13 protein-coding genes and 6 pseudogenes are annotated in these 14,957 nt (G+C 67.0%); 6 read left to right on the top strand and 13 right to left on the bottom strand.

Translation table 11 applies throughout. The features are described 5' to 3' along the window. Positions 1 to 629 precede the first annotated feature (629 nt). Positions 630 to 752: a hypothetical protein gene (locus tag ACIBBH_RS32015; protein ID WP_399410589.1), complete on the bottom strand. Its 123-nt coding sequence runs from the start codon at positions 750 to 752 to the stop codon at positions 630 to 632. 219 nt (positions 753 to 971) lie between these two features. Further along, positions 972 to 1,370 carry a hypothetical protein gene (locus ACIBBH_RS32010; protein ID WP_399410587.1) on the bottom strand — a complete coding sequence of 133 codons (399 nt, stop codon included), beginning with the start codon at positions 1,368 to 1,370 and terminating at the stop codon, positions 972 to 974. Between the two features lie 260 nt (positions 1,371 to 1,630). Here ACIBBH_RS32010 and ACIBBH_RS32005 point away from each other — a divergent pair, with 260 nt between their 5' ends. After that, positions 1,631 to 1,801: a hypothetical protein gene (locus ACIBBH_RS32005; protein WP_399410585.1), complete on the top strand. Its 171-nt coding sequence runs from the start codon at positions 1,631 to 1,633 to the stop codon at positions 1,799 to 1,801. Here ACIBBH_RS32005 and ACIBBH_RS32000 read toward each other — a convergent pair. Beyond that, positions 1,778 to 1,852: pseudogene (locus tag ACIBBH_RS32000) on the bottom strand (transposase); the annotation flags it as partial. The gene ACIBBH_RS32005 and the pseudogene ACIBBH_RS32000 overlap by 24 nt on opposite strands. A 282-nt stretch (positions 1,853 to 2,134) precedes the next feature. Between ACIBBH_RS32000 and ACIBBH_RS31995 the strand changes: the two are divergent. Further along, a complete protein-coding gene (locus ACIBBH_RS31995; RefSeq protein ID WP_399410608.1) occupies positions 2,135 to 2,638 on the top strand; it encodes an SMI1/KNR4 family protein in 504 nt (167 codons plus the stop codon). 173 nt (positions 2,639 to 2,811) lie between these two features. Here the strand turns inward: ACIBBH_RS31995 and ACIBBH_RS31990 are convergent, their stop codons facing one another. Then, entirely contained in the window at positions 2,812 to 3,387 is a 576-nt protein-coding gene (locus tag ACIBBH_RS31990; protein ID WP_399410606.1) for a hypothetical protein, read from the bottom strand. A 148-nt stretch (positions 3,388 to 3,535) separates the two neighbouring features. After that, positions 3,536 to 3,691, bottom strand: a complete 156-nt coding sequence (locus ACIBBH_RS31985; RefSeq protein WP_399410583.1) for a hypothetical protein — start codon at positions 3,689 to 3,691, stop codon at positions 3,536 to 3,538. Between the two features lie 204 nt (positions 3,692 to 3,895). Between ACIBBH_RS31985 and ACIBBH_RS31980 the strand changes: the two genes are divergently transcribed. Further along, positions 3,896 to 4,657, top strand: coding sequence for a MerR family transcriptional regulator (locus ACIBBH_RS31980; RefSeq protein ID WP_399410604.1), 762 nt, complete (start codon positions 3,896 to 3,898; stop codon positions 4,655 to 4,657). 686 nt (positions 4,658 to 5,343) lie between these two features. After that, entirely contained in the window at positions 5,344 to 5,568 is a 225-nt protein-coding gene (locus ACIBBH_RS31975) for a hypothetical protein (RefSeq protein ID WP_399410581.1), read from the top strand. Between the two features lie 134 nt (positions 5,569 to 5,702). On the opposite strand, the pseudogene ACIBBH_RS31970 reads toward ACIBBH_RS31975, so the two are convergent. The 8 genes and pseudogenes from ACIBBH_RS31970 to rfbB all read right to left on the bottom strand — a co-directional run. Continuing rightward, positions 5,703 to 6,107, bottom strand: a pseudogene (locus ACIBBH_RS31970) (IS701 family transposase); the annotation flags it as partial. Between the two features lie 26 nt (positions 6,108 to 6,133). Further along, entirely contained in the window at positions 6,134 to 6,730 is a 597-nt protein-coding gene (locus ACIBBH_RS31965; protein WP_399410579.1) for a hypothetical protein, read from the bottom strand. A gap of 281 nt (positions 6,731 to 7,011) precedes the next feature. Beyond that, positions 7,012 to 7,173 (bottom strand): annotated as a pseudogene (locus ACIBBH_RS31960) (transposase); the annotation flags it as partial. 108 nt (positions 7,174 to 7,281) lie between these two features. Next, positions 7,282 to 7,692 (bottom strand): annotated as a pseudogene (locus ACIBBH_RS31955) (transposase); the annotation flags it as partial. A gap of 64 nt (positions 7,693 to 7,756) precedes the next feature. Next, positions 7,757 to 9,253: a hypothetical protein gene (locus ACIBBH_RS31950; protein WP_399410577.1), complete on the bottom strand. Its 1,497-nt coding sequence runs from the start codon at positions 9,251 to 9,253 to the stop codon at positions 7,757 to 7,759. 380 nt (positions 9,254 to 9,633) lie between these two features. Beyond that, positions 9,634 to 10,017, bottom strand: coding sequence for a M36 family metallopeptidase (locus ACIBBH_RS31945; RefSeq protein ID WP_399410575.1), 384 nt, complete (start codon positions 10,015 to 10,017; stop codon positions 9,634 to 9,636). Beyond that, positions 9,957 to 10,625, bottom strand: a complete 669-nt coding sequence (locus ACIBBH_RS31940) for an SDR family oxidoreductase (RefSeq protein WP_399410573.1) — start codon at positions 10,623 to 10,625, stop codon at positions 9,957 to 9,959. Before ACIBBH_RS31940 ends, ACIBBH_RS31945 begins: the two co-directional genes overlap by 61 nt. After that, positions 10,622 to 11,597: pseudogene (rfbB, locus tag ACIBBH_RS31935) on the bottom strand (dTDP-glucose 4,6-dehydratase). Before rfbB ends, ACIBBH_RS31940 begins: the two are co-directional and overlap by 4 nt. A gap of 66 nt (positions 11,598 to 11,663) precedes the next feature. Between rfbB and rfbA the strand changes: the two are divergent. Next, entirely contained in the window at positions 11,664 to 12,536 is an 873-nt protein-coding gene (gene rfbA, locus ACIBBH_RS31930) for a glucose-1-phosphate thymidylyltransferase RfbA (protein WP_399410571.1), read from the top strand. After that, positions 12,533 to 13,161, top strand: a pseudogene (locus ACIBBH_RS31925) (dTDP-4-dehydrorhamnose 3,5-epimerase family protein). Before rfbA ends, ACIBBH_RS31925 begins: the two are co-directional and overlap by 4 nt. Positions 13,162 to 14,957: the final 1,796 nt, after the last annotated feature.

Raw genomic sequence — 14,957 nt, 5'->3', positions numbered from 1 at the left:
CGCTACGACAAGACCGCGACCATCTACCTCGCCGGACTCCACATCGCCGGCATCTTCCTCTGGTCCGCCCGATGATCCAAACGAAACCGCCTAGCGCGCTCCGAGAACTCAGCGACATGTTTCTTGCCGCTGACGGAGCGTTTCCAGCGGTGACCAACAAACGTTGCTGGCTCACGGCGGTAAAACCAGGCCCCGGTGAGCAGAAGGAGCCGCTTATGTGCGCGATGACTGCTCCAGCACAGCCAGAGAACAGTCGCGCACCCGGGTCCGGCTTGTGGGGCAGCGTCAGCTGGACTCGGCCAGCATGTCAGTGCCGGCGACCCGCCCCGGTGATCTTTGCCGCTTCGCACCGTCGCAGTACAGCATTGCTGTCCCCTCCCCGTGGCCGATGCCGACTGACCGGACCCTCAGCGGCTCGTTGAACCGGGCGCTGCCACGTGCGCTGCCCGGGCCGGGCCGCACCCTCTCCCGGCCCGGCCCGCGCCTCGGCCCGGGGCCGACCGGCCCCCGGAACGGTGGAGCAGCCCCCAGACCACGCGCTGGCCCGGGTCGGCCACGGACTGGCCCCGCCCTCCAGCAACTCAACCCAAGGCAGCTCTGCAAGGAGTGCTGGACTCCAAGAGCGCTACTCAGCCCCACGTCTCGCCGTTGACCAGGTCCGGGCCGAAATGCCGGGTGGCGATGGACGCCAAGGGCGGAAGCGGACCGTCCTCACTCGCGTGCTTGAAGGTGTGCACCAGACACGTGCGCACCGGGTGCACCGGTCCATGGGGCTCCAGCAGTCGTTCGTGGACAGAGGCCGGTACTGCGGGCGGGCCAGGGCGAAGGCGACGAGCATCGTGCGCTTGTCCTCGAACCGGAAATAGTCGACGATCGCCCGATTGGTGAAGTCGAGATGGGAGAAGACGACCGCGACGTCCTCCTTCCCTTACGGCGCCTGCTCCAGGACCGGCAGCACGTCGAGAATCGCCTCACCAGGAGCCAACAGGCGGGCGCTCATGCGAGTCGCCCCACGGCGGCGGATCGTCGTCCTGCAGGCCTTCGGGGTACTCCTCGGAATGCAGGACGGTGCCGATCTCAGGAGCGTCCCAGCGGACCTGCCCACTGACGCTCCCCCAGTTCAAACTCGCGTTGACAGAGGCGTCAACCGCGGTATCACCGTCGTGATCAACGTCAGCACCGGGCACCGCACGGCGCAGCGGCCGCAGATCCCCGTATAGGGCGGCATGGAAGGCGGCGGCGAGCTCGCGGGCCCGCTCCTCGCTCGGCACCCCGTGCAGCATGAAGTACACCGGCCCCGCAAAGGCGTCCGTGCCCACCTCCCGATCGTGGACCAGGCGGACGATGGCGGCCCGCAGGGCAACGTTCACGGCGTCGTCGACGACGTGGCCCGGGCCAAATCCGTTCTCCTGGACTCAAGATCCAAGTGTCTCGGGTGTCCAAGATCCGGGGTCAAGGCCCGTTCATCAGTTTGGGCGGCGGTTGTTCAGCACTTCGGGAGGCGACTCGACGACGTCGTGTTCGATGTTACGAGAAGCAACAGCACTGAGCTTCAGGCCGGAGAGAGGGGCGGTGCGGGCTCCCAGTAGCGTCGCCAGGATCACCCGTACCAAAGGAGAGGCACCTACTCGTGGACCTGGGCATCATCGGGCAGGCCGCCGGACTGTTCGCCGTCACCAACATCGACGACATCCTGATCCTGGCGCTGTTCTTCGCCCAGGGGGCCGGCCACCCGGGCTCCACCCGGCGCATCGTGCTCGGCCAGTACCTGGGCTTACGCCGCGATCAACGTCTCGATTAAGGCCCATCGGGCGTCGGACAGGTCGCTGGGGTACGGCTTCCGCTGGCTCACGCCGTGGCGTGATCATGGATGCGGCGGACGGTGCTGTTCCGCTACCGCTGGGCGTTTCTGTCTGATCTTCAAACCAGACGGACTTCGTGCACGAGAACCGGAGCAAACGGGCGGCCAAGTTCGCAGCCTGATGGACGCAAGGGTGCAGGTATAGGGCAAACACCTTAAGCCTGACGTCCATGAAAGTTACTTACCGACATAGACCATCTCTAAATGCCCAGTAAAAGATCGTTGTATGTGGTTCAGCGAGTGATCGAACTGACCGGGTGAGAGCCGCTCGGGATCTCCGTCGACTGGGCGGCGATCGAGGGAGAGTTGGGGGTTCCGCTGCCGGCGGACTACAAGGAGCTCTACGAGGTGTTCGGCGGCGGCGTCTTCAGTGATTCCGTCTACTTTCTGGGGCGCGACGAGGGCATCTCGTTCGACTTCCTGACACGGTGGCGGATCGCCCTGTCGGTCGACCAGGACAGCAAGCTCGGAGACGTCTCCGCCGTCGATCCCTATGCGATCTACGCGCCGGGCGGCAAGGGGCTGGTTGAGTGGGGCTCCACCGAATGGGCCGACGAGTACTTCTGGCTGATCGATGCCGAGCGGCCGGGCGAGTACCCCGTCCTTGCGCGGTCCAATGACGTCGGCGGATGGCACCGGTACGACATGTCCACCTCGGAGTTCCTCTACCGCGTCCTTGCCGATGCCGATTTTCAACCTTTCGGGATCGCGCAGTACGACCTCGGCACGACGTTCAAGCCCGGCTCCGGCGACCCCTTCGATGGCCAGCCACTCTGACGAGAGGTTGGCCGTCCCACGTTCGTGGACACGACAGTGCCGTCGTTTCTCATCGAGATCCGTGAGCCAGGTGATCACCAACTGCCTCCGGAACCGGTCGCCGAACGCTGTTCCTAGAGATCAACGAAGCCGGATGGATCCCGCGCTTCAGGGGTGCGTTCGTTGGGACCGGCTCAGCACTGCCACAGGAACTTGGCGCGGCCACACGGTTCGCAGGCGAATGCATAGGCCCCGCCGCAGCCGCCGAAGTTCATGGCGGTGCTGTGGTCCGGACCTTCCTCAAGCTGGACGATCAGTGGCATGGGAGTGGCGCACGACGCGCAGGATGGGGTCTCGGCGCCCTGAATCCAGGCGGGGCTACCCCCGAGCTGGCCGAGCACGGATGACGCGGGGCGGTCGTTTCCCGCTGCCCACTCTTCGCGGGCCTGGTCGTAGTCGGGCTCATCCACATGCACCAAGCTGACCGCTCGAACTGAACCGAGCAGAAGCAGTGCCTCATCGACGCCGCCTTCGGGCTGGGGCAGTGGCTCAAGGCCATCCGTTGGGAAGAGCAGGGCCTGGTTCCCTCCGGAGTCCGGCTCCCAGTCGCCGCACATACCTGGGTCGTTCTGGCATGCGAACAAGATGAGGACTCCCCGGTCCTCAATCCCATCCCAGAGGTCATCCAGGACCACTTGGGCGAGGAACTGCATCGGGCCGTTGCACGAAGTGCAACAAGGCCACAGAGTGCCAGCCGGTGCCAGAGGCACTCCACCGGTCCGGGTCACCTGAGCAGTCGACCAATTGGACCTGCATCAATCATGAGAGTCGTCACGGCCAGGACTCTAGGACAAACCAGTGACATCGCCCGGAAAGGTCGAGCCCGGCCCTCCCTGCCATCATCGTGACCAACGTGCCTCACGACCGAGCAAGTGCTTGACCTGCCAGAACAGTGTTCTCACCCGAGATAACGGTCGTGCGCAGCGCGGTGACGAAGTACAGGACGCGCACCTGCTCGACGTCGTCGACTGCATCAGGCAGCAGACTCACACTCACGGCCTTCGTCGTGATCACGTGCACCTTGGTCGGAGCACATGATCAAGCGGAGGCCGTGTTCATGCCCGAGGAATCCCAGCACGAGTGATCACGTTCGAAGCGTCGTTCGGAGTCGTTGGTTCCGCGATCCGGTGCCGGTTCCGGCTTGCGGTTTCCGCTGCGTCAACTTCTACCGTCTTCGGTGTGGCCGGAGAGACCGGCCCGGTGATGGGAGGCGGGGCAATGGCCTGGTCGATCGCGGATGTGGCCCGGATGTCCGGGGTGACGTCCCGGACACTGCGGCATTACGACGAGATCGGTCTGCTGCCGCCGGCGTGGATCGGGAGCAACGGGCACCGCTACTACGAGGAGGCCGATCTGCTGCGACTGCAGCAGATCCTGCTGATGCGGGAGCTGGACCTGGGGCTGCGCGAGATCCAGGGTGTCCTGGACAGCCAGGTCGATCAGCTGGCCGCGCTCCGCGAGCACCACCGACGACTGCTTGCGGAACGCGACCGGTTGGAGACGCTCGCCCGCACGGTCGGCCGCACCATCGCCGAACTGGAGGAAGGCAAGGACAACAGCGACATGGCAAAGATCAACAGGCCGGAGAACCTGTTCGAGGGCTTCGAGCCCGGCCGCCACGAAGCGGAGGCGCGAGAGCGGTGGCCGGAGCAGTGGGAGCAGTCCCAGCGAGCCATCGCGGGGATGACCGCCGAGGATATGGAACAGTGGCAGCGTGAGGTGACGGCGCAGATGATCCGCATGGCGGCGTTCATGGTGGCCGGCACACCCGTCGCCGATCCCGCGGTACAGGCCGAGGTGGACGCCCACTACCAGGGCGTGTGCCGGTTCTGGACCCCGTGCGCGGCCGCGTACAAGGGACTGGGCCAAACCTACGTCGACGACCCTCAGTTCCGTACGAACTTCGACAGGATCACCGACGGACTGGCCGTCTACCAGCGCGACGCGATGGCCGTCTACGCCGACGCACGGCTGAGCTGACCGACAGCTCACACTGCCGGGGGGCTGCAGACCCCCGGCGGCAAGCCCCAAGCGGATACCACCAGAACGACCAGACCACCACAGGCCACCCGGCACAGTGCCGAGAAGAGTTCAAGGTGACCCGGTGCGAAGACACCACGGTGGTGTGAGTCCGGACCGGACGGCACCGACGCCGTCTCGTGGGCTCCCTGCCGGTGCCGGTGCCGGTGTCACCACCGGTGGTTTCCCCCGAGCCGACCTTGCGCAGGTTAAAGAACAAGCTTAGGGGGCTACGTTATGCGGTCACGGGGGGGTAATCAGGCGTCCGCCTCGCTGTCCGGCGCGCTGTCCTCGAAGTCCTGTCCACGGCCATCGGCCCAACGACAGGTAGAGCCCCTCCGGCAGCTGAACCTGCCGGAGGGGCTCTCGCGTTGTGGGCTCGAGGTGCCTGTCAGCGGATATGCCGCTACCGTCGAAAGAGGTGAGGTCGCGATTCAGGACACGTCCCGCGACGCGCTCCCGCAACGGTGGGCCTGCAGCCGGGCGACGTGCGTCCCTCGCTTTCACGCGGCGACCTCGACGACAGCGCCGCATCGGTCTTCGAGCGGCACCATCCAGCCATCGCCGGACCCCACGCTTCGGCGATAGGCCGCGGCAATCCCTTTCGTGCTGGGACAGCGCGAGAACGTGAAAGAAGGATCAGAGCCATGCGAGCACATCGCGCCAAGCGCGCCTTCGCCTGCGTTGCGGCCGGTTTTCTGCTGGCCGGCGGCACCGCAATCGGAGTGGCGGGCACGGCCGCAGCAGCCGCCCCCGCCACGACGACCAACTCGGTTCCCACGGGCTGCTCGTGGCACAGCGGCTGGTACGACAGTCACCACCACTGGCACAAGGGCTATTGGGACTGCAACTCGAATAGGAACAACCGCTGACCTGCCCGCCGTCCGGGCGAGTGGCCGCTGGTACGACTCACCCCTCAGGTTCTGGCGGGCGTTCAGCGGTCACCAGGGCGTGCGCTGGTCGGTGCATCCAGTAGAGGGTCAGCGGGAATACAGCGTGCAGACCTGCACACACCCACGTATCGACGCCGGCCAGCCAGCGACTCAGGGGTGAGGACCCCGTCGAGGGTGGTGTCGGCCGGGCAGTAGGCGATGTAGTAAGAGATCTCTGCGGGTCGGCTGACACTGCGGCGGGCGAGGACCCAGTGACGGCGCTCGGACCGGTGCCAGGGCCGGACCTCGACGCGTGCCCAGTCGTAGATCCGCAGGCCATGAGCCCCGGCGCCGCATGATCGGCGCTTCCATTTCTGGCGTGCCAGCGCGGTGAACAGGTCGTGGACGGGGTGGTCGATCGCCCAGCGGGTGACGACGGTGTCGTGCCGGGTGGTGGCCATGACGTGGAAGACATCGGCCTGCTCCAGCCCGAAGCGCCAGCCCTTGCTGTAGCCACGGGCGGCATCCGCGGTCACCCACCGCATCCGATCTTACAGTAAGCAGGTCAGGAGTCGGTTTGGATGGCTCCGATCGGGATGCAGTTATGCCCGGAGAGTTGCACCTGGCACAGGGAAGCGCTGGTCGGGTCAGCCTTCTCCGAGACGAGCTGCCACACCCAGTGGTAGTAGACGGTGTTCGCCTGCAAAGTGCCGAATACCGAGTCGATACCTGCGACGCCGTCACCCTCGGAGAGCATCTGGTCTTCGGTCAGGTAGGGCGTTGCGTCGTCGATCACGCCGCCGATGTGCTGGTTCTTGTCGGCCTCAAGACTGGGATACACAATCCCCAGGTCCGCGTAAGGCGCGTGGAAGCTGCGGTTCTGCGGCTCGGCTTCCACCCGAAGCAGCAAGGCCAGCGCTTTCGTTCCGGCCGGTGGCGGGTTGTTAGGCGGGTTCACCGTGGTCTTGGCGTTGAGGATCTGCACCTTGTACGTGTAGTCGCCGCGCACGTGCAGCACTGGCTTGCGCGCCGGGGGCATCGTGGGACGCGACGGCTGGTCGGTCGGATTCTTGGCTGGTGAAGGAGCATGGGTCGTTCCCGCCGATCCCTCTGTCCGGGCGCCGGCGGCGTCAGGGCTGCTGCAACCCGCCAGTGTGCTCATGACAGCGACTACGACACACCCCAACCACCTTGGGGCGCGGGTCCACCGATCTGTGCTCATACTTCCCCCGCTTCCAGCGCATCAGCAGCTCAGTAGGTGATCAGCTTATAGCTGATTCGGACTGGCTCTGTCTGGCAGTTGACGAAGACACCACCACCGGCGCTCCAATAGGTTTGGGGACGGAGCCGACCGGTCGCGCACAGCCAGCACGCCCGACCGGCGTTCCGCACTCCGACCTAAGAACGTGTCCTTCGTAGTGAGGCGGACCAGGCGTTGTAGCAAAGGGCGGCGGCGAGGCCGAGAAATGCCAAGTAGTTGCAGGAGTGGCGTTCGTAGCGGTGGCTGAGCCGTCGGTAGCCGGACAGCCACAAGATCGTCCGCTCGATGACCCACCTGCGGCAGGCCAGCCGCTCGCTGGATTCGATGCCTTTGCGGGTGATGCGCACACCAAGCTAGACGAACCGACAAGCTCACGATCGCCTACCAGGCCGCACTCCACCTCGTGGGGCATCCGACCCGAGGCTGACCAATGAGACTTCCCAATCGTGATGTCAAGCCGCAGCTGTGACAGCAGGTGGACCTTGATAGCACTCTCCGTCGCGGATCATCGCCCACAGGACGTTGATCCTGCGGCGGGCGAGGGCCAGGAGAGCCTGCTTATGTCCCTTCCCCTCGCTTCTCTTGCGCTGGTAATACGCCTTCGAGGCGGGGCATGTAGAAATGCTGACCATCGCCGACATATACATGCTCCGCAGTAGTCCTCGGTGGTACCGCTTGGGCCTGCGCAAGTTGCCGCTGACGCGACCGGAGTCGCGGGGCCTGGGCGCCAGGCCGGCGAAGCCGGCCAGACGGTCGGCGCTGCCGAAGGCGTCCATGTCACCGCCGGTCGCGGCGTTTGATCCCGCCGCCGAGGCCGACCCCGACGAGACCGCACGCATTCTCGCGGCCGCCGACCGCCGTCTCGCCACCGTCGCGGCGGTCCCGGGACCACAGTGCCTGCTGGCGCCGTAACGGAGAGTTGCCCGCCTAATGCGCCCAGAAGGCGGCGAACTGCTCCGCCCACGACCGTGCCTTCTGCACTTGGTCGTCGCTGATCTGGGTGCCCGGACCCGGGCTGTTCATCACGTTGTTCGGCAGGTTGCTGTGCGCTTGCGAGCCTGTGATCAGATGGCCGATCTCGTGGGCGATGTTCGCGTCCTTGTCCGCCGTGGTGCCGGCGGCTATGCCGATGGAGCCGTTGCCGATCAGGGCCTGGCCGATGTGGTCCGAGTCCGGCGGGGCTATCCGCTCCATGAAGATCACTTTGAGGACGGGTTTGTCGGCGATGTGCTGCGGGTGGCCGGCCAGGGTGTCGTTGTTCTCCCGCAGGCGCCTGTCGGTCTGTCCGTCTCCGGACGCCGGAGCGGCGTGCACGTTGTCGGTCTTGATGTCGATGTAGTTGACCAGCCGGAACCGGACCTTCGCCTTGGCCCAGATGCTGTCGGGCGATATCCAGCCGAGGTGCGTGTAGAGGCCCTCGTTGTTGAGCGTGGGCCACACGTCCCATTGACGCTCGGCGAAGTTCAGTTCGCCGGTGCCGCCGTCGAGGCTCCGGAAGTTCGTGGTCGCGTTGAGGACGGGCACCTGGTCCCAGAGCGCCATCTGGCCGGTCACCGAAATGTTCGAGACGGGGAACTGGTCGGAGAAGAAGCGCGCGACCTCGACGGGGACGAGGAGCACCTGCGGGTCGAGTGCGATGCGGCCCTGCGTGGCCGCGTTGGCGGCGAAGCCCTTGCGGCCCTCGACGAGCAGTTTGACGTCGACTGGGCGGTATCCGACGCGGATGCGGGACTGCAGCCTGACCTCCGCCCCGGTGTCGCCGCTGAACGTTCCGTCCATGGTGGGCCAGGCGAGGGCGTCGTCGCTCAGGGACCCGGCGCGGACGGGCCGCAGGCCGGCGTCTGCCTCGCCGTTACTGACGGAGAGGTGGACATCGCCGTTGGTGAACCGCCAGCCGTTGTTCTCCCGGTGCAGCTCCTGCGCCACCATCGCGTGCGCCGCCTCGGAGTTCACCTTGATCAGACGGGTCGTGACCTCGACCCGGGGGTTGTCCGTGTCGACGAGTGTGACGTCGCCCTGGACGCTCAGGGTGCCCTCGACGACCAGGGAGAGCGTCTGGGCCGGGGGCTGCGGCACGTCCAGCGGTTTCAGCAGCCCGGAGAAGGCCGTCTCCTGCTGCGCGTAACGGTTGTTGAAGCCTTGGAGGACCGAGGCCTCGAGGAGACCGGTGTTGACGTCCTCGATCCGGCGGGGCGAGGGTTCGCCCGGCGAGTGCTCGTAGTTGAACACAATGACGTCGAGGAAGACGGGGCGCTTCAGCATGCTGCTGTTGAGCAGCGCGAGCAGGGCCGCGGACATCGCCGGGTACGGCGTGAACTCGGCGTTCTGCAGGAAGTCGACGAGGTCGAGCTTCGGGATGCTGAAGTCGACCCCCACCTTGTCGAGAGCGCGTATCACGCTTTCGGGATCGGTGGCGTTCGGCATGACGATCGTCCTTCGCGTCGGGGTCGTTCCGCGCGGGGCCGGTGACGAGCCCGTGGGAGAGTGATCGCGATGTGCCCGCCGCAGACACCTTCCGATCGTCTCACGGTGCGCGGCGTGGCGCGAGCGCTGCTCAGAAGGGGAGCGGTTCAGCGGACGGTCCCCGCGAGCCCGTGCCGGACGGCGAACTGGGTGCGGTTCATGGCGCCCGTCTCGCTTCGGAAGGCGGCGCAGGTACGTGTCGACCGTATGCGGGCTGAGGCGGGCCGGCGGGCGATGGCGGGGCGTCGGCGCTCGTCTGGCTGCCAAGTGCCCGACGCCCCGATGGAGGTGGTGGAGTTGGATAACTGGATACCCAACTCCTCGACTGCCCCGGAGGCGACTCACGGCACGGAGTTGTCGGCGACCGCTCCGATGAGGGAGGGGCCTTGTGAGCTGGCGCCGATGCCCATCCCGAATGCCGCGAATGACGCCCAGATCCCCTTTTTGGCCGACGCATGTTCTGCGACAGAGAGGGTGCCGTCGGCCCGTAGGTCGTTGAGTGTGAGGAGGAGCTCGTCCCGGCCATCCAGGAGGCTGGGGTTGGCAGACAGGCCCTTCATCGACTCGACGACCAGCTGGAGGCCGAGGTTCGCCCCGATCCTGCGGTTCATCTCCAACAGGGCGGCACACCAGAGGCTTCCGATGTCGTAGGTGGACAGACTGCTCAGGGCAGCGAAGTTGATCTGGTCCGCAGGGAAGTGTTCGTCATACGGGAACCGCCGCAATCCCCGGTCGTCGTTGGCGAGCCACTGTTGGGGACCTTGGCGGTGGGACAGAGCCAGGCACTTGCCTTCTCCAGTGTCGTCTTCTCGTGATTGGCGTCCGGCAGCGCCGCCCGATGGCAGAGTAGTGGGGATGTGGTCCAGGCAAGGCCAAGGTGATGGCCCTGACCGTCAGGCTGACCGTTTCTGCGGGAGCTTCGGCGGGTGATGCGCCTGGTCATGAGTGTGGCCGCCCGTTCGCCGGCCAGCTTGCTGCGGCCGTACGCGTTGACCGAACCTGTTGCGGCCGACTCGGTGCCGTCTCCCGGCAGGATGTACTCGGTGGAGGCATGCAGCAGTCGAGCGTCGCTGTCCCGGCAGGCGTGAGCCAGGTGGCCGCCCGTTCCGTTGACGGCGGTGGCGGTGGCCTCGGCGGCTTCGGCGCCGTCGACGTCCGTCCAGGCGGCGCAGTTGATCACCACATCGTGGCCGGAGACCGCGGTGCGGACGGCCTCTGGGTCGGTGATGTCGAGGGCGGCGCGCCCGAGCGCGGTGACCTGGCCGTCTGTCAGCAGGGTCCGCACGTCGCGACCGAGCATCCCGCCGGAGCCGGTGACCAGCCAGCGGGTCACGACAGTGCCGCCCGGCTCTTCAGCGGCTCCCACCAGGCACGCTTGTCGCGATACCAATCGACGGTCGCGGCCAGGCCGTCCGCGAAGGAGATCTGCGGCCGGTAGCCCAATTCTCGTTGGATCTTGCCGATGTCGAGGGAGTAGCGCCGGTCATGTCCCTTGCGGTCGGGCACCTGCCGGACCATGTCCCAGCCGTGTCCGGTCGCCTCGAGCAGCATGCCGGTGAGCTCCTTGTTCGTGATCTCGCTTCCGCCGCCGATGTGGTAGACCTCGCCGGCCCGGCCGCCGCGGAGCACCTGTTCGATGGCGTGGCAGTGGTCGGAGACGTGCAGCCAGTCGCGGACGTTGCCGCCGTCCCCGTACAGCGGCACCTTCTTCCCCTCGAGCAGGTGCGTGGTGAAGAGGGGGACGACCTTCTCCGGGAACTGGTGGGACCCGTAGTTGTTGGAGCAGCGGGTCACCACGACATCCAGGCCGTGCGTGCGATGGCAGGCGAGCGCCAGCAGGTCGGAGCCGGCCTTTGACGCAGCGTACGGCGAGTTAGGGTCGAGCGGCGACTCCTCCGTCCATGAGCCCTTGCCGATAGAGCCGTACACCTCGTCGGTGGAGACGTGGACGAACCGGCCGACGCCGTGCCTGCGGGCGGCATCCAGCAGCACCTGGGTGTTCCATCACGTTGGTCCGTACGAACGGTGCCGCGCCGTCGATCGAGCGGTCGACGTGGGACTCGGCGGCGAAGTGGACCACCGCGTCGTGGCCCGGCATCACGGCGTCCACCGTCTCCACGTCGCAGATGTCACCGCGCACGCAGGCGTACCCGAGATGATGAGCCACTGGCGCGAGGTTTTCCTCGACGCCCGAATAGGTGAAGTTGTCCAGGACGGTAATTCTGCTCTCGGAGTGCGCACTCAGCACGGAGCGAACGAACTGGGAACCGATAAACCCGGCGCCGCCGGTAATCAGAATGCGCATAGTGGGCAGATTCTAGCGCCACTCGATATGTGACCGAATCGGCCATCAAAGTCATATGCTGTCGCCATGCGAGGCATTCTGTTGGCTGGTGGTACTGGTTCCCGATTGTGGCCGCTTACTCGATCGGTATCCAAGCAACTGCTGCCGGTCTTCGACAAACCGATGATTTACTATCCTATTTCTACCTTGGTCATGGCTGGCATCAGGGAAATCCTGATCGTCACCACGCCCGACGACCAGCCCCAGTTCCACCGCCTGCTCGGCGACGGCAGCCAATGGGGCCTCCGCCTTCAATACGCGGTGCAGGCACGCCCGGAGGGCATCGCGCAGGCCCTCGTGCTCGGTGCGGATTTCATCGGGGACGAGGCTGTTGCCCTGATTCTGGGCGACAACATCTTCCACGGCAGCGGCCTTGGCACCAGGCTCGCCCAGCACTCCGACATGAAGGGTGGCAGGGTGTTCGCCTACCCCGTCGCCGACCCGTCGGCGTACGGGGTGGTGGAGTTCGACGAGCTGGGTCAGGTGCTGAGCATCGAGGAGAAGCCGGCCCGTCCGAAATCCAGGTACGCGGTGCCCGGACTGTACTTCTACGACAACCGGGCGGTGGAGATCGCCCAGGGCCTTCGCCCCAGCGCTCGTGGGGAGTTGGAGATCACGGAAGTCAACCGGGCCTATCTGGACACCGGTGAGCTCTACGTCACCCCGCTCGACCGGGGCACGGCCTGGCTGGACACCGGGACCTTCGCCTCGATGGTCCAGGCCTCGGAGTTCGTCCGGGTGATCGAGGAGCGGCAGGGCCTCAAGGTCGGCTGCGTCGAAGAGACGGTCTGGCGGTCCGGGCTCGTCGGCGACTCCCAACTGCGCCTGCTGGCAAAGCCGCTGCTCCGCAGCGGGTACGGCCAGTACCTTCTCGGGCTGCTCGAGGAGGGTGAGCGGTGAAAGTCCGCGAGTTGACGATCGCCGGCGCGTTCGAGATCGTCCCGCAGGTGCACGGCGACCAGCGCGGGCTGTTCACCGAGTGGTACCGCTTCGACCGGCTGGCGGAGGCGGTGGGCAGGCCGCTACCACTTGCCCAGGCCAATCTCTCGGTGTCCGCCAAGGGCGTGGTGCGCGGCATCCACTTCGCCGACGTGCCGCCCGGGCAGGCCAGGTACATCACCTGCGTGCGCGGTGCGGTGTGGGACGTGGTGGTCGACCTGAGGGTGGGCTCGCCCACCTTCGGCCGTTGGGAGGGCATCCGTCTGGACGACGTCGTGCGTCGGGCGGTCTATCTCGCGGAGGGGCTGGGTCATGGCTTCTGCGCGCTCACCGACGATGCGACCCTGACGTACCTGTGCTCAACGACGTACCGGCCGACCGGGGAGCACGCGGTCCATCCGCTCGATCCGGACCTGGGCGTCGAGTGGCCGGCCGACGCACCGCTGCTCTCCGCCAGGGACGCGGGGCACCGTCGTGGGCCGAGGTGGTGGCGAGGGGGATGCTGCCGTCGTACGACGCATGCCTGGCGGAGAGCATCTATTCCTGTCGTTCAGCCCTGGATTCAGGCCCCAGAGGCGAAGGATGAGCAGCCCGAATGCAGACCCGTACGCCAATTGAATGAAGTGCAGCGACATTCGCTGTCAAGCGTCGGCGTGGAATCGGGCCCCTGCACACTGATGTCGGCACGACTGCGCAACAGTTCGGGCGCTCATTCATGCCGTCGGACGTGCTGGTGTGGCACGCCCATGTGACCCGTCACCCACCTCTGCGTATTAGTTTTCAGCGCTGTAGGAAGGTTTCATGAAGCGTCAGTCTCTTCGCAGATCGTGGGTCCGGGCCGTCACTGCGCTCTCGGTGGCGGGGACTCTTGGCCTGCTCGTCAATCTTGGTTCGTCGACGTCCGCTCCAGCCAACGCGGCAGGTATGTCCGTCGATTACTCCCTCGGCGTGCCAGGCCCGAACGGTGCTGTGAGTGCCGATTTCAAGCCTCACCCACCGCAGGCGGCCGATGGCGACGGTGACGAACCAGGCGGGCACGAAGAGGTCGGAGGCAAGCCTGATCAGCACCCACGCCCGCAGGGCCCGCAGGGCCCCCAGGGCCCCCAGGGCCCCCAGGGCCCCCAGGGCCCCCAGGGCAGTCAGGGCAGTCAGGGGCTCCAGGGCACGGGCACCCAGGGCGCCCAAGGCATCCAAGGCAGTCAGGGGTTCCAGGGCGCCCAGGGGTCTCAGGGCACCGGGCCGCAGGGCAGTCAGGGCGAGGCGGGGACGCAGGGCAGCCAGGGCAGTGACGGGGCCCAGGGCAGCCAGGGCAGCACCGGGCCGCAGGGCAGTCAGGGCGGGCTGGGCCCGCAGGGCAGTCAGGGCAACGCGGGTGTCCAGGGCAACCAGGGCAGCCAGGGCGGCACCGGAGCCCAGGGCAGCCAAGGAGGCCTTGGTGCGCAGGGGTCCCCCGGGCGGTCCGGGAAGCCAAGGAAGTCAGGGCAGCCAGGGCGACGCCGGTGTGCAGGGCAGTCAGGGCGGTGCCGGCGCCCAGGGCGTGCAGGGCAGCCAGGGCGGCACCGGAGCCCAGGGCGGCCAAGGGGGTCTTGGTGCGCAGGGTTTTCAGGGCGGTGCTGGGGCGCAGGGCAGCCAGGGCAGTCAGGGGGATGCCGGTACGCAGGGCAGTCAGGGGTCTCAGGGTGAAGGTGGTGTGCCTGGGAGCCAGGGGGTTCAGGGTTTTCAGGGTGGTCAGGGTGTCCAGGGGGGTCCTGGTGTTCAGGGTGCTCAGGGTGGTATCGGTCCGCAGGGTTTCCAGGGGGCGCAGGGCAGTCCGGGTGGTTCGGGGGCTGGGCCGCAGGGGAGTCAGGGCAGTCCGGGGGTTCAGGGTTTCCAGGGCAGTCAGGGTGCTCAGGGCGAGACCGGTGTGCAGGGGGTTCAGGGCAGTCAGGGGTTCCAGGGCACCCAGGGTTTCCAGGGCGGTCCGGGAGTCCAGGGGGCGCAGGGCGGCACCGGGGCACAAGGGGCTCAGGGCGAGACCGGGGCGCAAGGAAGTCAGGGCAGCCAGGGTGAGACCGGGGCGCAGGGCAACCAGGGCGGTAGCGGCGCGCAGGGCGTGCAGGGCGGCACCGGCGCGCAGGGAGTCCAGGGAAGCCAGGGCGAGACCGGGGCGCAGGGCAACCAGGGCGGTAGCGGCGCGCAGGGCGTGCAGGGCGGCACCGGCGCGCAGGGAGTCCAGGGCAGCCAGGGCGACGTGGGCGCTCAGGGCAGCCAGGGCAGTACCGGGGCGCAGGGCAGTCAGGGCGATGCCGGCGCGCAGGGCGTGCAGGGCAGCCAGGGCGGTACGGGAGCTCAGGGGTTCCAGGGTGGCCCTGGTGTGCAGGGCAGTCAGGGTGACGCCGGTAC

It is taken from the genome of Streptomyces sp. NPDC051636, from assembly GCF_044453765.1.
Taxonomy (GTDB): domain Bacteria; phylum Actinomycetota; class Actinomycetes; order Streptomycetales; family Streptomycetaceae; genus Streptomyces.
The sequence above is the reverse complement of the archived record's forward strand: the minus strand, read 5'-3'. Positions and strand labels throughout refer to the sequence as shown.

Bases quoted from the DNA above. Each gene is read 5' to 3' on its own strand.
- ACIBBH_RS31980 (WP_399410604.1), top strand. From the start codon at position 3,896: ATGGCCTGGTCGATCGCGGATGTGGCCCGGATGTCCGGGGTGACGTCC.
- ACIBBH_RS31975 (WP_399410581.1), top strand. From the start codon at position 5,344: ATGCGAGCACATCGCGCCAAGCGCGCCTTCGCCTGCGTTGCGGCCGGT.
- ACIBBH_RS31965 (WP_399410579.1), bottom strand. From the start codon at position 6,730: ATGAGCACACTGGCGGGTTGCAGCAGCCCTGACGCCGCCGGCGCCCGG.
- ACIBBH_RS31950 (WP_399410577.1), bottom strand. From the start codon at position 9,253: ATGCCGAACGCCACCGATCCCGAAAGCGTGATACGCGCTCTCGACAAG.
- rfbA (WP_399410571.1), top strand. From the start codon at position 11,664: ATGCGAGGCATTCTGTTGGCTGGTGGTACTGGTTCCCGATTGTGGCCG.